22 protein-coding genes are annotated in these 21914 nt (G+C 56.3%); 8 read left to right on the forward strand and 14 right to left on the reverse strand.

The genetic code is table 11. The features are described 5' to 3' along the window. Positions 1-14 precede the first annotated feature (14 nt). Genes ACXX9E_RS25245 through gmd form a run of 4 tightly spaced genes read right to left on the reverse strand, consistent with a single transcriptional unit; the run spans position 15 to position 4201 of the window. On the reverse strand, positions 15-1130 hold the full coding sequence (locus tag ACXX9E_RS25245; RefSeq protein WP_458556380.1) for a glycosyltransferase family 4 protein: 1116 nt from the start codon (positions 1128-1130) through the stop codon (positions 15-17). Beyond that, positions 1127-2272 (reverse strand): glycosyltransferase family 4 protein, encoded by a 1146-nt coding sequence (locus ACXX9E_RS25250; protein WP_322375730.1) that lies wholly within the window; start codon positions 2270-2272, stop codon positions 1127-1129. The genes ACXX9E_RS25245 and ACXX9E_RS25250 overlap by 4 nt, the downstream gene beginning before the upstream one ends. A 1-nt stretch (position 2273) precedes the next feature. Continuing rightward, on the reverse strand, positions 2274-3170 hold the full coding sequence (locus ACXX9E_RS25255; RefSeq protein WP_222832333.1) for a GDP-mannose 4,6-dehydratase: 897 nt from the start codon (positions 3168-3170) through the stop codon (positions 2274-2276). Then, on the reverse strand, positions 3170-4201 hold the full coding sequence (gene gmd, locus ACXX9E_RS25260) for a GDP-mannose 4,6-dehydratase (protein WP_123466621.1): 1032 nt from the start codon (positions 4199-4201) through the stop codon (positions 3170-3172). The genes ACXX9E_RS25255 and gmd overlap by 1 nt, the downstream gene beginning before the upstream one ends. A 377-nt stretch (positions 4202-4578) precedes the next feature. On the opposite strand from gmd, the gene ACXX9E_RS25265 reads away from it, so the two are divergent. The 8 genes from ACXX9E_RS25265 to ACXX9E_RS25300 are packed head-to-tail and all read left to right on the forward strand — an operon-like array spanning position 4579 to position 11782. Continuing rightward, positions 4579-5379 carry an ABC transporter permease gene (locus ACXX9E_RS25265; protein ID WP_123466623.1) on the forward strand — a complete coding sequence of 267 codons (801 nt, stop codon included), beginning with the start codon at positions 4579-4581 and terminating at the stop codon, positions 5377-5379. 12 nt (positions 5380-5391) lie between these two features. Next, complete coding sequence (locus tag ACXX9E_RS25270) at positions 5392-6135, forward strand: ABC transporter ATP-binding protein (protein ID WP_123466625.1); 744 nt, start codon at positions 5392-5394, stop codon at positions 6133-6135. 4 nt (positions 6136-6139) lie between these two features. Further along, entirely contained in the window at positions 6140-6676 is a 537-nt protein-coding gene (locus tag ACXX9E_RS25275; RefSeq protein ID WP_458556381.1) for a hypothetical protein, read from the forward strand. After that, positions 6673-7302, forward strand: a complete 630-nt coding sequence (locus tag ACXX9E_RS25280) for an acetyltransferase (protein ID WP_458556382.1) — start codon at positions 6673-6675, stop codon at positions 7300-7302. Before ACXX9E_RS25275 ends, ACXX9E_RS25280 begins: the two co-directional genes overlap by 4 nt. A 10-nt stretch (positions 7303-7312) precedes the next feature. After that, positions 7313-8416 carry a DegT/DnrJ/EryC1/StrS family aminotransferase gene (locus ACXX9E_RS25285; protein WP_123466631.1) on the forward strand — a complete coding sequence of 368 codons (1104 nt, stop codon included), beginning with the start codon at positions 7313-7315 and terminating at the stop codon, positions 8414-8416. Further along, positions 8416-9450 carry a glycosyltransferase family 4 protein gene (locus ACXX9E_RS25290; protein ID WP_267802998.1) on the forward strand — a complete coding sequence of 345 codons (1035 nt, stop codon included), beginning with the start codon at positions 8416-8418 and terminating at the stop codon, positions 9448-9450. The genes ACXX9E_RS25285 and ACXX9E_RS25290 overlap by 1 nt, the downstream gene beginning before the upstream one ends. Beyond that, complete coding sequence (locus ACXX9E_RS25295) at positions 9447-10484, forward strand: glycosyltransferase family 4 protein (protein WP_123466635.1); 1038 nt, start codon at positions 9447-9449, stop codon at positions 10482-10484. Before ACXX9E_RS25290 ends, ACXX9E_RS25295 begins: the two co-directional genes overlap by 4 nt. Further along, complete coding sequence (locus ACXX9E_RS25300; RefSeq protein WP_458556383.1) at positions 10481-11782, forward strand: glycosyltransferase; 1302 nt, start codon at positions 10481-10483, stop codon at positions 11780-11782. Before ACXX9E_RS25295 ends, ACXX9E_RS25300 begins: the two co-directional genes overlap by 4 nt. 48 nt (positions 11783-11830) lie before the next feature. On the opposite strand, the gene ACXX9E_RS25305 is transcribed toward ACXX9E_RS25300, so the two are convergent. The 10 genes from ACXX9E_RS25305 to ACXX9E_RS25350 form a co-directional block, all read right to left on the reverse strand. Next, complete coding sequence (locus tag ACXX9E_RS25305; RefSeq protein WP_123466639.1) at positions 11831-13222, reverse strand: glycosyltransferase family 4 protein; 1392 nt, start codon at positions 13220-13222, stop codon at positions 11831-11833. Next, the gene (locus tag ACXX9E_RS25310; protein ID WP_148050916.1) at positions 13219-14442 is read right to left on the reverse strand and encodes a glycosyltransferase family protein; all 1224 of its coding nucleotides are present in this window, start codon (positions 14440-14442) and stop codon (positions 13219-13221) included. The genes ACXX9E_RS25305 and ACXX9E_RS25310 overlap by 4 nt, the downstream gene beginning before the upstream one ends. A gap of 100 nt (positions 14443-14542) precedes the next feature. Next, complete coding sequence (locus tag ACXX9E_RS25315; RefSeq protein WP_458556384.1) at positions 14543-15907, reverse strand: phosphohexomutase domain-containing protein; 1365 nt, start codon at positions 15905-15907, stop codon at positions 14543-14545. 150 nt (positions 15908-16057) lie between these two features. Then, on the reverse strand, positions 16058-17500 hold the full coding sequence (locus ACXX9E_RS25320; RefSeq protein ID WP_458556385.1) for a mannose-1-phosphate guanylyltransferase/mannose-6-phosphate isomerase: 1443 nt from the start codon (positions 17498-17500) through the stop codon (positions 16058-16060). A gap of 259 nt (positions 17501-17759) precedes the next feature. After that, positions 17760-18650, reverse strand: a complete 891-nt coding sequence (gene rfbA / locus ACXX9E_RS25325; protein ID WP_123466647.1) for a glucose-1-phosphate thymidylyltransferase RfbA — start codon at positions 18648-18650, stop codon at positions 17760-17762. Beyond that, positions 18647-19540, reverse strand: coding sequence for a dTDP-4-dehydrorhamnose reductase (rfbD, locus tag ACXX9E_RS25330; RefSeq protein WP_123466649.1), 894 nt, complete (start codon positions 19538-19540; stop codon positions 18647-18649). The genes rfbA and rfbD overlap by 4 nt, the downstream gene beginning before the upstream one ends. Beyond that, positions 19540-20613, reverse strand: coding sequence for a dTDP-glucose 4,6-dehydratase (gene rfbB, locus ACXX9E_RS25335; protein ID WP_186744875.1), 1074 nt, complete (start codon positions 20611-20613; stop codon positions 19540-19542). The genes rfbD and rfbB overlap by 1 nt, the downstream gene beginning before the upstream one ends. Positions 20614-20839: 226 nt before the next feature. Further along, positions 20840-21079 (reverse strand): LapA family protein, encoded by a 240-nt coding sequence (locus ACXX9E_RS25340; RefSeq protein WP_123466653.1) that lies wholly within the window; start codon positions 21077-21079, stop codon positions 20840-20842. A gap of 27 nt (positions 21080-21106) precedes the next feature. After that, positions 21107-21400 carry an integration host factor subunit beta gene (gene ihfB / locus ACXX9E_RS25345; protein WP_119429682.1) on the reverse strand — a complete coding sequence of 98 codons (294 nt, stop codon included), beginning with the start codon at positions 21398-21400 and terminating at the stop codon, positions 21107-21109. Between the two features lie 143 nt (positions 21401-21543). Beyond that, positions 21544-21822 carry a hypothetical protein gene (locus tag ACXX9E_RS25350; RefSeq protein ID WP_123466655.1) on the reverse strand — a complete coding sequence of 93 codons (279 nt, stop codon included), beginning with the start codon at positions 21820-21822 and terminating at the stop codon, positions 21544-21546. Between the last annotated feature and the right edge of the window lie 92 nt (positions 21823-21914).

Consider the following 21914-nt stretch of genomic DNA (forward strand, 5'->3'; position numbering starts at 1 on the left):
AAAAGTCGCGACACTTATTTGTTGCAGATCCTTCGATAAAGAGCGGCGTAAGACTTGACCATTTCATCCGCCGAAAAGATTTCCAGATAACGCTGCCTGGCACGCTGGCCCAACTCACCGGCGAGAACAGGGTCATGCCAAAGTTTGCTCATGGCCTGGGCCAGCCCCGAAGAATCCCTCGGCGCAACCACCAGACCGGTTTCATTGGCTATGTTGATGAACGTAGTGCCAGATCCGATTTCACAAGAAATCAAAGGTTTTCCATACATGGCAGCCTCAAGCAAAGAGATCCCAAACGATTCCGAACGAAGATGCGAAGGGAACACAAAACCATGGCATAGCGTCAACAATGCAGCCTTGTCGTCGTTATCCAAGCCACCGACAAAATGCACACTCCTCAAGCCAAGACGCGATGCCTTTTCCTTAAGCTCGACCTCTTGATGCCCCTGTCCCATTATTACCACCGGAAAACCAGTGATCCGGGCAGCCTCAAGCAAATCGTCGAGACCCTTGTAGTAACGCAGAGCACCGACAAAAAGGAAAAACCTGTCACCCAACCTTGCACGCCACTCCGAGAGTTTTTGAGCGCTAACGTCCGGATAGGTTTTCGCATCCAGACCATAGGGAATGATCTCGACCTTGTCGCGAAACCGAGACAGCACAGGACTGCTTTGCACGTAATTCGGCGACGACGCCACTATACAATCCACACTGGAAAGAAAGCGGTTCATCAACGGCTGATACAGCTTGAGCAGGGTCTTTTGCTTGACGATATCGGAGTGGTAGCTGACCACTGAGGGCTTGCCATGGCGGGTCGCAAAATGAACCAGATCCATGTACGGCCAGGGAAAGTGGAAATGCACCACGTCCGCCGCTTTCGCCAACTCGGCAAAGTCCTTGAACGCAGACAGGGAGAAACCGGTCGAAGCGACATGCAGATCAAGCTTTGAACGATGGGTAATGTGATTACCAACCGTTTCGTTGCGCGCCGCGCCCCGCTCACTGAGATACAGCACTTCGGACGAAAATCCATGCTCGGCACCGCCCTGGGCTATCTGGAAGATGACTTGCTCGATGCCCCCCATCGTTTCCGGATAGTAGGTTTTGAAAAAGTGCAGAACCTTGATCATTTTCCGTCGATTACCTTTCGATAGACCTGCAAGGTTTCTCTGGCGCAACGCTCCCAGGAAAAGCCTTGGGCATGTTTCATTCCATTGACGACGGCGATTTCACGCCAGGCCTGATCAGTCAGCCCTCGCTCGATCAAGCGCGTCAGCTCATCGACATCCATTGCGGCGCACATCAGAGCGGCGTTGCCCGCCACCTCAGGCAACGAGGAACTATTGGAGCAGACCACCGGCACACCGGAGCTCATGGCCTCCAGAACGGGCAGACCAAAACCTTCATAGAGCGATGGAAAGGCGAACAGGCGTGCGCCCGCAAACAGTACAGGCAAGTCTTCGCTGGGAACGAACCCGAGGTAATGCGCCCAGCCTTCGCGCCTGGCGCTTTCAAGTTTTTCGTGAATCGTGTCATTGCGCCAACCGTGGTAGCCGGTAAGGATCAACGGCCAACGGGTTCGTACCGCCAGCGGCAAGCGGCTATAGGCCACGAGCAATGTCTCGATGTTCTTGCGCGGCTCGATGGTGCCGACAAAAAGTGTATAGCCACCCGGCTCCAGACCATGCCGAGCCAGAACACTGCGCAACGCTTCGAGCGGCCGCGGGTAGAACTCTGGAGAACTCGCCAGGGGCACGGTATGAATACGTTCGACCGGCCAAGAGAAATAACTCGCCAGTTCCTGGCGAGTGAACTCCGAATCGGTGATCAGCGCGTCAGCCCTCACCAACGTGGTTTTCAGTTCTTTTTGCAGATAACGCACCAGTTGCGGCGCGTGGCAATGGGCCCAGGTGAAGGGCGAAAGATCATGAAAGGTCGCCACACTTCGACCAGCAAAGGGCGGCAAATAATAGTTGGGGCTGTGATACAGAAAATCGCCATGTCCCTTGAGGGCTGCCTTGCGCAGCATCGGCATCAGTAACCGATAAGCCTCTACGGCGAGAAAGTTCTTTTGTACCGCACGCTTCAAGCCATAACCACTGCCGGATTCATTGGCAGCGGTCGGCAGCTCAGGCAAAAAACGTCGACCGGCAAAAAATTGCAGATCAGTGATTTCAGGACTTTGCTGAAGTCTCAGCGCAAGTTCATAGGTATAGCGGCCGATGCCGGTCAGCGGAAAGCGGATCGGCTCGACAGACAGGACTAGCTTCATTTTATTCCGCCGAAAGCATCCAGCTCAACGTCTGGTCCAGACCGGGTGTATCCCACCCTTTGACCAGTTCGCAAAGACGGGAATTGTCACCGCACAGGATTTTTACTTCATTGGCGCGGACAAATGCCGGATTAACTTCCACTTCGATCTGGTGACCGGTGATCGCCGAACACATGTCGATGACTTCACGAAGCGAGTGGCTTTTGCCAGAACTCACGTTGACCGTTTGCCCCAAAGGCCGGGCTTCGATCAGACCGCGATAAGCCTTGACCACTGCCCGGACATCACTGAAATCCCGCGAGACATCCAGATTGCCGAGCTCGATCTTGTCAGCACGCTGACGAAAATGGGCGACGATTTTCGGCAACAGGAAGCTTTCAGCCTGGCCGACGCCGGTGTAGTTGAACGGCCGGGTGATCACCAGCGGCAGGCGGTTGTGCCAGAGACTGGCCATGTATTCCATGGCCAGCTTGCTGACGGCGTAATCGTTGGCCGGCGCAGGCGCCGTGGTTTCGCTCAACAGTCCGGCGGAGGCATTGCCGTAGACATTGGCGCTACTGGCGAGCAGTACGCAGTCAGGCACTTTGCCGCACGCCGCAATGGCTTCGAGCAAGTGCCGCGTACCTATCAGATTGACCCGATAAAAAGTATCGGCAGCACCATGCCCGACGAACGCCAACGCCGCCAAATGGATGACGACATCCGGTTGAATAGTTGCCAGCACGTCACGCAGAGCAGTACCGTCGGCCAGATCAACCTGAAAGTATCCAGGCTCATCCGAAGGCTGGGATCCCAGCCCTATCACCTCATACCCGCTGGCTTGAAGCTCAGCAGCCATGTACCGCCCAGTGAAACCTTGAATACCTGTAATCAGCGCGCGTTTACCGGCAATACTCATCAGAACGAAAATCCTTTTTCATTTCGACGCAGGTCAGCTTCCACCATCATGCGGCACAGCTCTTCCAGCGTGGTTTTCGGCTCCCAGCCCAAGGCGGCCTTGGCCTTGGCCGGATTGCCGATCAGCAGTTCCACTTCAGTCGGGCGATAGAACTTCGGATTGATCGTGACCAGCACTTTACCGGTGGCCGCATCAGTACCCTGCTCGTCTTCTGCAACGCCGCTCCAGGACAGATCAATGCCGACAGCCTTGAAGGCCATGGTGACAAAATCACGCACGGTTTCGGTACGGTTGGTGGCCAATACGAAGGTGTCCGGCTCATCGGCCTGCAGCATGCGCCACATACCTTCGACGTACTCTTTGGCAAAGCCCCAGTCGCGCTTGGCGTCGAGGTTGCCCAGTTCCATCTTGTCGAGCAGGCCGAGCTTGATCTTGGCAACGGAGTCAGTGATTTTACGGGTCACGAACTCACGGCCGCGCAGTGGCGATTCGTGGTTGAACAGGATGCCACTGGTCGCGAAGATACCGTAGGACTCGCGGTAGTTGATGGTCATCCAGTGAGCGTACAGCTTGGCAACGCCGTAAGGGCTGCGCGGGTAGAAAGGCGTGCTTTCAACCTGAGGAATCGCCTGCACCTTGCCGAACATTTCGGACGTCGAAGCCTGATAGAAGCGCACCTTCGGATTAACGATACGGATCGCTTCCAGAAGATTCACACAGCCCATACCAGTGATGTCGCCGGTAGTCAGCGGCTGATCGAAAGACACGCCTACGAAACTCTGGGCCGCGAGGTTGTAGACCTCGGTCGCTTCGGTGGTCTGAAGCAGACGGATGCTGGCCGACAGGTCGGTCAGGTCGTACTCGACCAGATGCAGGTTGGGATTCTTTTCAATCCCAAGCTCCTCGATGCGCCAGAAATTGACAGAACTGGTCCGACGGTAGGTGCCGTACACCGTATAACCCTTTTCCAGCAGCAATTCCGCCAGGTAGGCGCCGTCTTGCCCAGTAATGCCAGTAACGATAGCTTTCATGCGATTCCTCTAAACTCCATTAAAGAGCCTTTGCCAGGCCCTGCTGTGTCATGTGCGCCATTGAGCTCTATGCGACGAGCCGCAAGTTCTTGCAGATCATACAGAATGCGGTTCGTGACGACGATACCAAAGCTGCTGGCAACACGTAACAGAGTCATAATGCCAGCATTGCGTGACAGCCTTTCGACTGACAAGGCTTGCATTCTGCACGACTCCACTCTCCGGCACCCACTATAAAAATCAGGAAGTTGCGGGCTTCATGCCGCTACCTGACACTGCGCACCGCACAGTACAAAGAAATAATGTAGAAAGGGTGACACTCCCCGCCCCCCAGCCTAAAATGGCGTGTTTTTTTGATCAACAATCTGGTGCTATTAATGCGCAATGGTTCAGTAAGTATCGCCGTGTCGGACATCATCGCCGCGACAAGGCGCTACTCATTAGTAGGGATGCTAGGCTGGCAAGACGTCCGGCAGCGCTATAGAAGGTCGGCACTGGGACCGTTCTGGCTGACCATCAGCATGGGCGTCATGATCGGTACCATCGGCGTGGTTTTCGGCCAGATCTTCAATTCGCCGATTCAGGAATTCCTTCCATTCCTCGCCATCGGCATGATCCTGTGGAGTTTCATGTCCACGGTCATTACTGAAGGATGCACCGGGTTCATTGCGGCCGAAGGCATCATCAAACAACTGCCGATCCCGCTATTCGCGCACATCATGCGCATGATCTGGCGCAACATATTGATTCTGGGCCACAACATCGTGATCTTTCCCCTGGTGCTGCTCGCGGTCAGCAAGCCACTGACATGGCTGGCGCTGCTGAGCATTCCGGGCTTCGCCGTGGCACTGCTCAACCTGACGTGGATTGCCCTGCTGCTGGGGATTCTCTGCGCACGCTACCGCGACCTCCCGCAAATCGTCGGGAGTCTGTTGCAAGTCGTGTTCTACCTCACACCGATCATGTGGATGCCAAGCCTGCTGCCACAGCGTGCCGGGCTGTACCTGCTGGACCTGAACCCGGCCTACCACATCATGTCGGTGGTTCGTTCGCCGCTGATCGGTCAATTGCCAACTGCCACCAACTGGTGGGTTTCCCTGGGCATGGCCGTCGTCGGCTGGGCCATTGCGCTCGTGGTCTACGGTCGCTACAAGCGCCGTATCGCTTACTGGCTCTAAGAAGAACTACTAATGTCCTTGATCGAATTCAAAAATGTTTGTGTAGATTTCCCGATCTACAACGCTAACGGCCGCTCCCTGAAAAAGCGTCTGATGCAGGTTGCGACCGGCGGTCAGTTGGGTGCGGACCAACAAGGTCGCGTAGTTGTCAGAGCACTGGAAGACTTGACGTTTACCCTGCGCGACGGCGATCGCGTCGGACTGCTTGGACATAACGGCGCCGGCAAGAGCACCCTGCTGCGCCTGCTCAGCAGCGTTTACGAGCCCTCCACTGGCACTGCCGTGATCAAGGGTGAAATCGGCTCGCTGATCGACATCTCGCTGGGCACGGACCCGGAAGCCACCGGGCGGGAGAACATTTTCCTGCGTGGCGGCATCCTCGGGATGACCAAGGCACAGATCGCCGAAAAGCTGGACGAGATCATCGAGTTTTCCGAACTGGGCGATTTCGTCGATATGCCAATCCGCACCTACTCGTCAGGCATGCACCTGCGTTTGGCGTTCGCGGTATCGACGACGATCAAACCGGAAATCCTGTTGATGGACGAATGGCTCTCGGTGGGCGACGAAGGCTTCAAGCACAAGGCTGAAATCCGCATGAACGAGCTGGTGAAGTCGACCAATATCCTGGTGATCGCCAGCCATTCGCGCGAACTGGTCATGCACACCTGCAATCGGGTGCTGTGGCTGGAACACGGCAAAATAAAGATGGATGGCGACCCGGCGACGGTCACCGCTGCCTATTTCGGAGCTTGAGTCAATGAACAGTACCAAGCGCAATGGCGTGGATATCCAGGTGGCCTTCACCCTGGCATCCAGACGACTGCACGCAAAACACACCATCGAAACGGGCGCCGCCGTACCCGAGGACGTCGCACCTATGCAGCCAGGCATGCGCCTGATCATTCGCCACTACACAAAGCAGACGCTTCGTCGCATTGCCCACCACAGCTTGCGCGTCGTGCGACCGCTGACCCGCCCGCTTTTGTTTCGTCTACGCAATTACTTCACCGCAGCCATCCGCCAGGAAATGCTGGAAGAGTTCAGCAAGCTGCAAAAGATCCAGTACCAGCAGCACCAGCAGATCGTCCTGGAGTTTCAGCGCCTGGCAAACTCGGCGAAAATCCAGACCCGGTTGTCACAGAAAATCTTTTCCAGCCAGCACTCGCTGGAAAGTCTGCAACAGCAACTGGACCGGATAGAACAGAAAAGCCTCGGCAACAATATCCCGGTAGCAGACGCCCCACCGGGTGAACGCGTGGACAATACGCGGCTGGCCCGAGGTGAGGACGCATGAAGACTGAAGTCATCGTGGTCGGTGCCGGCGGGCACGCGAAGGTGTGCATCGAACTGCTGCATGCGCAAGGCGACAAGGTGGCCTATTGCGTTGGTAATCCGGACAGCCCGGATACCTGCCTGGGCATCCCCGTACTCAAAAGCGACGATCACCTTGCAGCCCTGCGTCAGGACGGATACGAACAGGTGTTCATTGCCATCGGCTCGAATTCACTGAGAAACAAGTTGGCCCGGAAAGTCACCGAAATGGGGTTCCGCCTGGTCAATGCCATCAGTCCGGCGGCAGTGGTTTCACCTTCAGCCTTGCTGGGAACAGGCATTGCGGTGATGGCCGGTGCGGTCATCAATGCCGAGGCGACGATTTCTGACCTTTGCATCATCAACACCGGCGCCACCATTGACCACGATTGCGTGATTGGAGCCGCTGCACACATCGCCCCTCAGTGCGCGCTGGCGGGCAACGTGCAGGTGGGCACCCTGAGCTTTATCGGTGTCGGCAGCAAAATCATTCCCGAGATCCACATCGGTGAGTCGGTCATGGTCGGTGCCGGAAGCGTGGTCATTTCGAATATCGGGTCGGCAACCACAGTAGTCGGCGTGCCAGCCAAAGCTCTACACAAAATTTGAAGGAAGAAACATGAAACGTATTTCTGTTGCACAACCAAAGCTCGCCGGCAATGAACGCAATTACGTGCTGGATTGCCTGGACACCAACTGGATCTCTTCCAACGGCAAATACATCGGCGCCTTCGAAGAAAGCTTTGCAGCCTTCTGCGGCGTCAAGCATGCGATCGCCACCAATAACGGCACGACTGCGCTGCACCTGGCCCTGGTAGTACTGGACCTGCAACCGGGCGACGAAGTCATCATCCCGACGGTGACCTACATTGCCACGGCGAACGCAGTGCGCTATTGCGGGGCGACCCCGGTATTGGTGGATGTGTGCGCCGACACCATGAACATCGATCCGCAGACGATCGAAAGCAAGATCACTGCAAAAACCAAAGGCATTATCCCGGTGCACCTCTATGGCCATCCTGCACAAATGGATGTCGTCAATGAAATCGCCCGCAAACACAACCTCTGGGTGGTGGAAGATGCTGCCGAGGCACACGGTGCCGAAGTAAAAGGCAGCAAAGTCGGCAGCCTGGGGACTTGTGCGACCTTCAGCTTTTTCGGCAACAAGATCATCACCACCGGCGAAGGCGGCATGATCACCACCAACGACGATGAACTGGCCGCCAAACTGCGCCTGTTCCGTGGTCAGGGCATGGATCCGAATCGTCGGTACTGGTTCCCGGTGATCGGCTACAACTACCGCATGACCAACATCCAGGCAGCCATCGGTCTGGCCCAGATGGAAAACATTGCCACTGCACTGTCCGATCGCGATCGTCTGGCCGGCTGGTACAACGAAGCGCTGGCAGACCTCAAGGGCAAGATCGTTCTGCCAACCGAGGCCGCCTGGGCCAAACAGGTGTTCTGGATGTACAACATCTTCCTGGCCGATGGTGACGAGCACAAACGCGACGCGGTCATGCAGAAACTGGATGCGATGGGCATCGAAACCCGCCCCGTTTTCTATCCGATGCACGTTCTGCCACCTTACAAGGAAGACAATGTCTACCCTGTGGCAGACCTCTGGTCGGGCCGCGGCATCAACCTGCCAACGCACCAGGACCTGACTCAGGCAGACATCATCAGAATTGCAGCCAGCCTGCGTGAGGTCTTGGCAGACTGATGAAAATCGCCCTTTGCTCCACTTTTGTGCCCTTTATCCGCGGGGGCGGAAGAAATATCGTCGACTGGCTGGCCTCTACCCTGACGGCTGCCGGGCATCAGGTCGAAGTCGTCTACCTGCCTGAACTCGATGCGCCGGATCTGCTGTTCCAGCAGATGATGGCGCTGCGTTGGGTGGATATTCAGGCCGCCGATCGGATCATCTGCTTCCGCCCCCAGTCGCACCTGATTCCTCACCCGCATAAAATCCTCTGGTTTATCCACCATATCCGTGCGTTCTACGATATGTGGGACAGCCCGTATCGCGACTTTCCGGACAACGCCAAGCATCGCGCCATCCGCGATGCACTGGCTGACGCCGATACCAGGGCACTGGGCGAAGCAAAGACCATTTTCACCAACTCCAAGGTCGTATCCAACCGACTCAAGACCTATAACGATGTCGACAGCGAGGTGCTCTACCCGCCTGTATTCGAATCGGAACGGTTCTTTTGCGCCGGATACAACGACGAGATCGCTTATATCTGCCGCCTCGAACATCACAAGCGCCAGCACTTGCTGATCGATGCACTGAGCTATACCACGACGCCGGTTCGCCTGCGTCTGTTGGGAACGGGAGCCGGGCCTGACTACGGTATTTCCCTGCGGCAGAAGATCGAGGAATACGGTCTCGAAGATCGCGTGACCCTTGATGATCGCTGGATCACTGAAGAGGAAAAGGTCGAGCATCTGTCGGTATGTCTCGCCGCCGCTTACCTGCCGGTCGACGAGGACTCCTACGGCTATCCGAGCCTGGAAGCCAGTCACGCCGAAAAACCGATTCTCACCACCACCGACTCGGGTGGCGTGCTGGAGTTGGTCAAGGACGGCTATAACGGCTACATCGCCGAACCGACGCCCGAGTCCCTGGCCCAGGCGATGGACAAGTTGTACAGGGATCGGAGCAACACCGAAGCCATGGGCAAGAACGCCAAACAGCGATTGGTTGACTTGAAAATTTCCTGGTCACATGTGCTGGAGCGTCTGTTGGCATGAAAGTCCTGATTGTAAACAACATGGCCCCGTTCATCTGGGGCGGTGCGGAAGAGCTGGCTGTCAATCTGCAAAGAAACCTGATCATTGCCGGTCACGATGCCGAAGTCATGCGCATACCGGCTCAGTGGGAACCTGCCTCGCGCATCCCCTCCCAGATGCTGATGACGCGCACCATGGAAATCTTCAACACCGATCACGTCATCGCCTTGAAGTTTCCGGCGTATCTGGTCCGCCACCACAGAAAGTCATTGTGGCTGCTGCATCAATATCGTCAGGCCTACGACCTGTACGATGTCGGGCAAACCAATCTGCCAGCGGACCAAAGCGGTACGGACATTCGCAACGCCATCATCAACGCGGACAACGAAACCTTCGCCGAGAGCCGCCACATCTACACCAACTCGGAAGTCACGCGACAGCGCCTGTTCAAATACAACGGGTTCGATTCGCAGGTGCTGCTGCCGCCGGTCAACGACCCGGAAGCGCTCACCGGCGGGGAGTATGGCGACTATATTTTTGCCGGTGGCCGCGTCAACAGCATGAAGCGTCAGTACCTGCTCCTGCAGGCGCTCGCCAAAGCCGATCAACGCGTCAAGCTGGTCATTGCCGGCCCTCCCGAGTCCCATGCCGATACGCTGCAACTGCATTCGATCATCAACGAATTCGGCCTGCATGACCGCGTCAAGCTTGACCTTGGCTTCCTGCCGCGTGCCACCTACGTCAACTACGTCAATCAGGCGCTCGCCGTCGCCTACATCCCTTTTGACGAAGATTCGCTGGGCTATGTGGCCATGGAAGCTGCAACGGCGCGCAAAGCGCTGATCACCACGACAGACAGTGGCGGGATCCTTGGCCTGGTCACCCCCCACGAGTCCGGCTGGCGGGCAGAACCCACCGCCGAAAGTCTCGCGGAAGCCATGAATGCCGCTTTTGAGAGCAAGACCCGGACCATCCAGTATGGTGAAGGCGCCCAGGCGCTGTGGAATACGCTGGGCATCAATTGGCCCGAGACCATCGAGGCGCTTCTCAAATGAAACTTGTCATCTTCACACCCGGCGTCAAATCCTCTGCCATTGGCCGGATGACGCGCCTCGTGGTGCGTGCACTGCTGAGCCAGCAGCATCACGTTGTTCTGGTACGAACCGAGAGCGCCCATGTCCTGGCCAAAGAGCCGCACGACTTTGGTTGCACCGCCATCCCCTGGACCGACGAAGAGCAGGTTGCTCAAGAAGTGGCCAGCGCCGACTGCCTTGTCTACCAGATCGGCGACAATTACGAGTTTCATGAAGGTGGCGTGGCCTGGCTGCATAAGGCCCCGGGCATTGTTTGCCTGCACGATTTCTTTCTTGGCCACCTGTTCTGGGGCTGGGCGCAACAACGACGCGATGAGGCCAATGACATCCTGACTCAGTGGTATGGCAGCAAAATTGCCACCAACTACTTCAATGTCAGTGATAGCGCCACCTTTATCAGCTCGACACGCGAGACTGCCCCGCTGACCGAATGGATCAGCTCGATGGCCACCGGCGTGATCACCCACAGTAACTGGGGCTGCAAGCGAGTAATGGCTGCGTGTGCAGGTCCGGTTTTCGTGACGCCGCTGGCCTACGATGCACCAGGAGCTGTTGACGCCGAAGAAGAACGCAAAAGTGACGGCAAACTGAAGGTGCTGACGATCGGCCATGTCAACCCGAACAAGCGGGTTGAAAGCTGCATCAAGGCCATCGCAAGCAACGCTTCATTGCGCAAGAACATCAGCTATCGCCTGGTAGGCGCCATTCTTCCGGACGTCGAAAGTAAACTGACCGAAATGGCCGCCAAGGGAGGGGTCGAACTGATCATTTCCAACGAAGTCGACGATGCCACGCTGTCCGAAGCCATCAGAGAAGCCGACGTGATCAGTTGCCTGCGCTGGCCTAGCCTGGAAGCCGCTTCTGCTTCAGCCATTGAAGCGATGCTCTATGGCAAAGCCACTATCGTCACCGACACCGGCTTCTACAAGGAACTACCGGACCAATATGTATTGAAAGTGTCGCCCGACAACGAGATTGAAGATCTGAAAAAGATTTTCCTTTCGCTGCGCAGCAAGCCATCTTCGGCCGCCGAGATCGGCAAACAGGCGCAAGCATGGGCCAAAGAGACTTTCACCGCCGAGAATTACGCTCACAAGCTGGAACAGGCCATTCCGGTCGTGCTTCGAGCGAAGGTGGTGATTTCGGCAGTCGATCATTTTGCGACCATCATCGAAAAATGGTCAGCCAGCCCTGAATTGCTCGGGACTCCGGAGATCCTCAAGCCCTTGAGCATCTTCAATACCAATACGATCGTCTGAACCGGACGTGCGGTGGATCAGCATCTGATCCACCGCAAACCGCCCGCGTTATTGTTGCTTCAAACTTCCAAAAACAAACTGTGCCGTGTCTTTCCAGGCAACGGGTTTGTAGTCACGCTTGATCGCTTCTTCCTTGGCCGCCAGTGCCAGCGGATCAAAAGCATACTTCTGCAGTTCGGCGACCCACGCCGACACATCCCATGGCTCCAGATAATCCAGCAGTTCCCCGCCCACTTCGGGAATCGACGCTGCATTGGAGGCCAGGCAGTACTTGCCGGCAGCCAGGCTTTCTGCAACCGGTAAACCCCAGCCTTCATACAAGGACGGGAATGCCGTCATCATGCAGTTGCGATACAAGTGCATGAGGTCAGAGTCCGAAACGTTGTTGAGGATGCGAATGTAGTCCTTTGTCCGCGGGTCAAGCGCGATATCCGACAACAAATCACCTACCCCCCAACCCGGCATCCCGACAAACACCAGTTTTGGCAAATCCTTGACTCCGTCATCGATCAGACGGGTATAGGCACGGTACAGGACCTCATGGTTCTTGCGGCGCTCGATCGTCGAAACGAACAATACGAAGCGCTCTTTCAGCAAGGCCTGCACATCTGCACTGATGGTGTCGCTCAACTCATGGGAGAGCTGGCAACCCAACTTGACCACCGCCGTCTCGGGCACAGGGGCACCCAACTCTTCGAGTAGCGCGACCAGATCCTTGCGCGTGCATTCCGAGATACACAGGATCTTGTCCGCACACCACGCAACATCGGCAAAGTAGTTGGCAAACTTGGCGGCCACATCACCGACGCACAGATGCGGCAGTCTTACCGGAATCACGTCGTAGCAGAAAAGAACGACGCGCAGACCAACTTGCTTCTTGAGTTCATAAAGATGCGGCAGGTTTTTGTTGTCCCAGTCCAGCCCAACCGAGATGTAACTATCGCCCTTTGCGAAAGGATGACCGCCGGTGCGCACCTTGTGAAACGAAGGATTGAACACATGGCTGCGATTGGCTGGCCTGAAGAACGCCAGAGTCGCCGACTTCAGGTGTCGAACACCAATCACGGCTTCGACAATGGAGGTACGGCGCAATTGAAAGAACTGATAAATGCGCCCGCTCACCTTGGGCGGCAGGCGATTGAGTACCTTGATTGCCTTTTCTTTCAACCGGGCCTCAATTGAACTTTTATTCGAACTGCCTGCAGCGATCCGGCCTGGCGCAGGCATGTGCGCGCCAGAAATTCTTTTCAGGGTGGCAGCGACCTCGGCTGCGTCAATTGCGCTGTAACCGGTGGCATGACTGTAGAAGCAAAACTTCACATCTTCGCCCGCAGCAATCAACTCAAGTGCATGGGTGGCAGCCTCTGCCTCCGTGCGAATAATGCCTACCGCCGGCCGACGCCAGCCGAGAATGGTCGTTACATCAAACCAGGTGGTCATGCTTGCGCCTTCTTTTCAATGACTTCTGCCGCTGCATGCGGGATCGACTCAAGGCTACGGACCCAGGTCAATGGTTCGCGGGATACCCTGTCCGGCCCGTTGGCATCAATGGTTGCCGGCCCCGTCAGGCGCAGGCGAATCGCCGCATGAAACTCGTCCGGCGTACGGGCAACACTGATTTCCGGCAGATTCAGGTGCTGCTCAAAGCCACGGAAAGCCGACTCTGTGCCAATGACGTACTTGCCCGAATAGATGGCTTCGGCCGTCTTGATGTTGGAACCGCCACCATGAGGAATCGGCAACAGGAACGCATGCGCCAGCGTTTTCACGGCATCCAGGTCTTCATCCGGCAGCATGTAGAGCAGCTGCAGACGCGACAGATTCAGCTGTCCCCAGCGACTGTCACGCAGCGCTGCCTCAAGGTGCTCACACACACTGCCGACCACCACCAGTTTGCTATCCGGCGGTATGCACGCCAGTGAACTGCCGAGGCACTCATTGAAGCCCTTGAAATTAGGCGGGTGGGCGCTGGCAACATAGAGAATCCACGGAGACTGCGGCAGACGCTCTTTCCAGCTGGCGAGCAGCTCCGGCTTCGCCGACCATGGCGCGATTCCATTGGAGGCAAGCAGTGGTTTTTTCGCCCCCCAGGCCTGGAGAATGTCGTAATCCGCCTGGGTAACGGCCACGGCAATATCGGCCTCAAGAGCCGCCTTGCGCTCCAGGGCCTCGATATCCGCGATGACCGGCTCCGCACCTTTGATAGCGTAACTGTCGAGGATTTCCTGCTTCAGCGGAGCCTCGATGTTCTGCGATCCGTAAATCAGGCACGCATTGGCGTGCTGCGGCATCTGACGGATCTTCAGTACCAAGGGCCACAGCCACGGCTGCTCGACATGAATCACGTCGATAACCGGCGGCAATTTCTTGAGAATGTCTGCGAACCCGCCTTGTTCCGATGCGGCGAATTCGCCCGAAAGCAAGTCGTTGATCAAGGGAACATAGGTGCCCTTGTATTTCCGGAAGGGGCTGCCAGCGGGAAAACTGACATCGTTGGCTCCCAGGCTCGAAGGCGGATAGCCCTCCGGCTCATAAACCGCCAGATGAGTCACACTCCAGCCATTTTCGCCAAAGGTTTTCGCGATATTGGCAACCCGGACCTGCCCCCCGTGTCGGGGAGAGGCGATCGGATAGGTGCTTAACAATAAAACCGTTTTCAAAATAGGAACCTATTGAATTGATATTTCACAACCTGCACCCGCACCGCAATGGTTCGCTCATCGAGACTCGGGCGCCGTCGAATACCAAAGAAACGAAGACTCAAGCGCCCTTGATCAACAGCTCGATCTCTTTCAAACGCGCCCACATCAACGCCTGATCGCCTCTGGCTTCGACATTGAGCCGTAACAGCGGTTCGGTGTTGGAGCCGCGCAGGTTGAAACGCCAGTCGGCAAAGGAAACGCTGATGCCGTCGGTTCTGTCGATCTCAGGATTCTGCGGCAAATAATGCGCCAGAACCTTCTGCAGCATCGCCGGTACATCCTCGACGCGATAGTTGATCTCGCCGGTGCACGGATAGGCAGCAATGCGCTCGTCGACCAGTTGCGCCAGGGTCTTGCCCGTGGTGGACATCAGGGCCGTCACGAGCAACCAGGGAATCATCCCGCTGTCGCAGTAGGCGAAATCGCGGAAATAGTGGTGAGCGCTCATTTCGCCACCATAAATGGCATCTTCAAGACGCATGCGCTCTTTGATGAAGGCATGCCCGGTCTTGCACAACACCGGCACACCACCGGCCTGCTCGACCTGATCAATGGTATTCCAGGTCAGGCGCGGGTCATGAATGATTTTGCTTTCAGGGTGTTGCTTGAGCAGCATTTCTGCCAGCAACCCGACCAGATAATAGCCTTCGATAAACCGGCCGGTTTCATCGAAAAAGAAGCAGCGGTCGAAATCGCCGTCCCATGCCAGCCCGACATCACAGCCATTGTCGAGCAGCGCCTGGCGGGTCAGCTCGCGATTTTCCGGCAGCAGCGGATTGGGTACGCCGTTGGGAAAATGGCCATCTGGCTCGGCATTGATCACTACCCATTCGAACGGCAGCTTGTCGATCAGGGCCTGCAACACCGGACCGGCCGCGCCATTGCCCGGATCGGCCAGCACTTTCAGCGGCTTGAGCTCTGCGACGTTGATATAGGTGAGCAAGTGATCGATGTAGCGGCTCTTATCGAGCTCATGCCGAACTTCACCAGCCTTGTCCGCCAGCGCACCGAGATCGCCGCTTTCCACCCGGTCACGAATCGCATTGAGGCCTGTGTCGCCACTGATCGGTCGCGACTGCGACTTGACCAGCTTCATCCCGTTGTAGCCTTTTGGATTGTGGCTGGCGGTGATCATCACCCCGCCGTCGGCACCGAATGCACTGGTGGCAAAATAGACCTCTTCGGTACCGCACAGTCCGATATCTATGACATCCGCGCCCGCCTCCATCAAACCCCGGGTCATCGCCTCGGCGAGCATCGGGCTTTCCAGGCGCATGTCTCGCCCCAGCACAATGCTTTTACCTTGCAGCTCAACGACCATTGCACGGCCAATTCGATAAGCGACATCCTCGTTCAGGTCGGACGGCACTTCGCCACGGATGTCATAAGCCTTGAAGCATCGGGTTTTGATCGGGGTATGCATTTTGATCTCTTGCCTGGTAGTCCGAGACGGCGGATGGGGAGCGCCACGGCTGTGTGTCATCTATAGGGATTGAAGTCGCAGGTGGGCACATGCAAATAAGCCTGATCGGCAAAACAATCACCGACCAGGCTTATGACTGGCAGCACGCGGTTACTTGTCAACGCGGCCGTAGTTGTCTTCAAAACGCACGATATCGTCTTCACCCAGATAATCGCCGCTTTGCACTTCAATGAGGACGAGGTCAATGACGCCCGGGTTCATCAGGCGATGCTGGTGTCCGGCACGAATGAACGTCGATTCGTTGGTGTTGAGCATCAGTTCCTGCTGGTCGTTGACCACCACGGCCATCCCGCTGACAACAATCCAGTGCTCACTGCGATGGTGATGCATCTGCAATGAGAGCGAAGCCTTCGGTTTCACGACGATACGCTTGATCTTGAAGCGCTCGCCATTTTCCAGGGTGGTGTAGGTACCCCATGGACGGTGGACCGTGCGATGCAGCAAATGCACCGTATGGCTGCAGGCCTTGAGCTGGTTGACGATGTGCTTCACATCCTGGGCATGGTCCTTGTGGGCGATCATCACCGCATCCGGGGTGTCGATGACCAACAGGTCTTCCACACCGACCAGAGCTGTCAGACGCCCCTCACTGTTCACATAGTTGTTGCGCGAACCGTGAGACAGCACTTCACCTTCGAAGCGGTTGCCGTTTTCGTCTGGCGCAGTCAATTCGCTTACGGCGTTCCAGGAACCGATGTCACTCCAGCCGATATCGCAAGGAATGGTCGCGACCTTGTCCGAGCGCTCCATCAGCGCATAGTCGATGGAGATATCCGGCACCTGGGCGAAGCTTTCGCTATCCAGAGCCAGGCAACGGTATTTGCTGGACGAGGTCAGACGCGACACCTCGATGGTTTTGGCAACAGCCTCGACGACGTCGGGCGCATGCAGACGCAGCTCTTCCAGAACGGTGCCGACACGGAAGCAGAACATGCCCGAGTTCCAGAAGTAGTTGCCAGCACCTACGTAGGCCTGTGCGGTTTCCAGATCCGGCTTTTCGACAAACCGCGCGACCTTCAAACCACCGTTGAGCGGGGCATCCTTTTGCGCTTCGATGTAGCCAAAGCCCGTTTCAGGATACGTCGGCTGAATACCGAAAGTGACAAGCCAGCCTTCACCTGCCAGCGCAACCGCGCTGGCAACTGCGGCGGCGAAGGCCTTTTCGTCCTTGATCAGGTGATCGGCTGCCAGCACCAGCATATGGGCGTCGGGGCCATGAGTGGCGTCCAGTTGCAATGCTGCCGCCGCTACTGCCGCCGCAGTGTTGCGCCCGAACGGTTCGAGGATGAACCCTTGCGCATGCTTGGCGGTATTGACCACCCCGTACTCGTCTTCAGTCTTGAACAGCAACTCACGGTTGGTCACCGTAAGGACTTCCACGACACCTTCAAGACGTGAAGCACGCAGGAACGTCTTCTGGATCAGATTCTGGCCATCCGGCAAATCCATGAAAGGCTTGGGATGGGCTTCACGGGAAACAGGCCACAACCGGCTGCCCACTCCGCCAGACAAAATTACGGGAATCAGTTCCATGCTCTAAGTCCTTAATCCCCTTTCCTGCGGTGATCTTCAGGAAAGCAGGCTCAGTTATGTTTCTAGTCGTTCCTGCACCGAATCAGGTGAAGGACCCTTGCCCCGTCTGCCCACTTCAAGGCGACGGAACCCATGACACTCGCACCTTTACAAGCGTCGAATACATTGCCCGATACTGTCGGCCATTCTACAGCGGCTGCCCGCTATTAATAACTCGACAATTGAATGCAACAGACCGACGCCAAGGGCAAAACGGCCATCAATGCGACGGCTGATCCAGCAACTTCTGCAAATATTGACCATAACCGGTTTTCTTCAGGCGCTGCGCCTGGGCATCGACCTGCTCAGCGGTAATCCAGCCGTTGTGATACGCAATTTCTTCCAGGCAAGCGACCTTCAAGCCCTGGCGATGCTCGATGGTATGCACGAAGTGACCGGCTTCAAGCAGCGAGTCGTGTGTACCGGTATCCAGCCAGGCGAAACCGCGACCCAACATTTCGACGTTGAGCGTCTTTTGTTCCAGATAAGCGCGGTTGATGTCGGTGATTTCCAGCTCGCCACGCTCTGAAGGCTTGATGTTTTTAGCGATTTCCACGACCTGGTTATCGTAAAAATACAGGCCGGTGACCGCGTAATTGGATTTCGGTTTTTGCGGCTTCTCTTCAATGCTCAGCGCGCTGCCGTTGGCATCGAACTCCACCACCCCGAAACGCTCCGGATCGGAAACGTGATAACCGAAGACCGTTGCCCCCGAAGGCTGGGCATTGGCGGAGCGCAGGTTCTCGGTGAAATATTGTCCGTAGAAAATATTGTCGCCGAGAATCAGGCAGCAAGGGTCGTCGCCAATGAACTCTTCACCAATGATGAAGGCTTGCGCAAGCCCGTCGGGACTTGGCTGTTCGGCATAACTCAACTCGATCCCGTACAGGCTGCCATCACCCAGCAACTTGCGGAAATTCGGCAAGTCCTCCGGGGTGGAAATGATCAGGATTTCACGCATGCCTGCCAGCATCAGTACCGACAGCGGGTAAAAAATCATCGGTTTATCGTAGATGGGCAGCAGCTGCTTGGACACGCCCAGGGTGACCGGGTGCAAACGAGTCCCCGAGCCGCCGGCCAGAATGATGCCTTTACGGTTAGTCTTGATCATTTATTCAGAATTTCCCTGAGCATTCGGGTTACACCACTTTGCCAGTCCGGCAAGTGTAGAGAAAAGGCGTCACACAACTTCCGTGTATTCAAACGAGAATTCAAGGGACGGCACGCCGGCGTCGGATAGGCGCTGGTGGGAATCGGGTCGATCGCAGTGACCGCGAACGCTTCGCCGCAGGTACGGGCAAAGTCAATCACAAAGGACGCATAACCATGCCAGGACACTTCCCCGCCGGCCACCAGGTGGTACACGCCGGACAACTGCGGATCCAGCTTGACGCGCTGAATCGCCAGAGCGGTGACATCGGCAATCAGATCCGCCCCCGTTGGCGCACCAATCTGGTCGCAAATGACCTTCAGGGTTTCGCGCTCTTTGGCCAGGCGCATCATGGTTTTGGCAAAGTTGCTGCCCCGGGCGCCGTAAACCCAGCTGGTTCGAAAAATCAGATGTTTGCAGCCCGAGGCAATAATGGCGTTTTCACCAGCCATTTTGCTCGCGCCGTAATGATTCAGCGGATCGACGGCATCTGTTTCCACCCAGGGCGTGGTTCCCTGGCCGTTGAATACATAGTCGGTCGAATAGTGAATCAGCCATGCCCCCAAGGCCGCCGCCTCTTCAGCCATGACCTGACTGGCCTGAGCGTTCACACAATCGGCCAGTTGCGTCTCGACCTCAGCCTTGTCGACGGCGGTGTATGCAGCAGCGTTGACAATGACATCGGGACGAAGCGTGCGAATCGTGGCGCGCAGCCCGACGAGGTCGCAGAGATCTGCGCAAAGGCCATCTGCGCCGTGACGATCAAGGGCAATCAACTGGCCGAGCGGAGCGAGCGAGCGCTGAAGCTCCCACCCGACTTGCCCGCTTTTGCCCAGCAGCAGAATTTTCATCACTGGCTCGAACGATCCGCATAATTCTGATCGATCCATTGCTGGTAGGCGCCGCTCTTCACATGTGCAACCCAATCAGCATTGCTCAAATACCATTCGACCGTTTTACGGATCCCGGTCTCAAAGGTTTCCTCTGGCGTCCAGCCCAGCTCACGCTGGATCTTGCTGGCATCGATTGCATAACGCTGGTCGTGGCCAGGTCGATCCTGCACATAAGTGATCAGACTGGCGTGCGGGCAATAGGCCGAATCGGGGCGCAACTCATCGAGCAACGCACACAGCGTGTGCACTACTTCAATATTCTGCTTTTCGTTATGGCCGCCAATGTTGTAAGTCTGGCCGACCACACCTTCGGTCACGACTTTATAAAGCGCGCGGGCATGATCCTCGACATAAAGCCAGTCACGTACCTGGTCACCTTTGCCATACACCGGCAAGGGTTTGCCTTCCAGCGCATTGAGGATAATCAGCGGAATGAGCTTCTCGGGAAAGTGACACGGACCGTAGTTGTTCGAGCAATTGGTGACCAGGGTCGGAAGGCCGTAGGTTCTGGCCCACGCACGCACCAGGTGATCGGAACTGGCCTTGCTGGCCGAATATGGCGAACTCGGTTGATAGGGTGTCTCTTCGGTGAACAGGTCTTCAGGCCCTTCAAGGTCGCCGTACACCTCATCCGTCGAGATATGGTGGAAGCGAAAAGCGGCCTTGCGCACATCGTCCTGGGCCAGCCAATAGTGGCGTGCTGCCTCCAGCAAGGTGTACGTACCAATGATGTTGGTCTGAATGAATTCGGAGGGCCCGGAAATCGAACGGTCGACATGGGACTCTGCCGCCAGGTGCATGATCGCATCCGGCTGATGCGCTTGCAGCACACGGTCTATCTGCTGGCGATCGCAGATATCCACTCGCTCGAAAACATAACGTTCGTCCTGACTGACTTGCGCCAGCGATTCAAGATTACCGGCATACGTCAGCTTGTCGACGTTCACTACGGAGTCGGTTGTATTGGAAATAATATGACGAATAACTGCCGAGCCAATAAACCCGGCGCCGCCGGTCACTAGAATTTTCACGCGAAACCATACCCTTGAGTTGCTGACAGTACCGCCAATCGAGCGCTGTCCGGTCCATGATCGCAACTGTCATTACATCGAAAGGCGTCTGCCGAAGCCAGCCTTTGACGACGCGCAAACAGGCCGCTATCGAATAAGGGCGGCATTTTACAGCTTAATGAACGATTTACTAATGGATATAGATGGACCAGAGCGCAATTTCGACAGATGCCCCGCCGCTGCCATTTCAGACCAGACGCTTGCGCGAGGCTCTGGACGAACGCCCCAGAAACCAGGCGAGTATTGGACCAATCAACATACCGACAAGCAACGCCAAAACCATTACAAGCGATGCCGGAAGTTGTGGAGCCGACCAGCCGAGGAATATCAGCGAGATCGATTGCTGGTTTTCCAGAACGAATGCCAGAACAACCAACACCAGCAAAAGAATGAATGCGCCAAGAAGCATGCGCTTGAGATTACGCATGAAAAACTCCCTGCAGGGTCGCGACGGTCAAATCTCGTCCTCCTCTTCGTTCACCCGATCACGCAGCTCTTTACCTGGCTTGAAATGCGGAACGAATTTGCCGTCAAGGCTGACCGACTGGCCGGTTTTTGGATTGCGGCCTACGCGCGGGGCACGATAGTGCAATGAGAAGCTGCCAAACCCACGGATCTCGATACGATCACCGGTCGCCAGACATTGGGACATTTGTTCAAGCATGGTCTTGATGGCCAGCTCCACATCCTTGGATGAGAGTAGCCCTTGATGGGTGACAATTCGTTCGATCAACTCCGACTTCGTCATATTTTTCCCTTCTTTTTCAAGCAGCTAGATCAGCGCTTGAAAGGTTTTAGCACGCCCGGAAGATTTTGAACAGCCCAGGGATTGACATATCTTCCTCGGCGCCGAAACGCCCGTTTTCAGGGCATCAAACCCGCAAACACGCTCTACCGGCATATCACCAGCATCGTGCGGGTGACGTAGCCTGCCGGGTTGAAGCCAAAAGGAAACTCCTCCTCATCCCTGGCATCGTCAGATCGCGTGATCACCTTGTATCCAGCCCCCTTGCACTCCTTCGCCGCACGCCGCTGACACTTGTCCCAGCCAGAGCCCAATCCGGAGCAGTCTATCTCTATGCCACTGACACCTCGCACCGCATGGGTCTTGGCGCTGGTGGTACAGCCCGCTAGAACCACAGCAGCCAAGAGGACGATAAACTTGTTCATTCACTTCCTTATGCCAGGCGAAGCCCGACGACTACACGCTTAAGAACTAGCTTAGTCGTGAATAGGCGATTGATCCGATTAAAGAAACAGAC

The organism is Pseudomonas sp. GNP014, assembly GCF_054344005.1.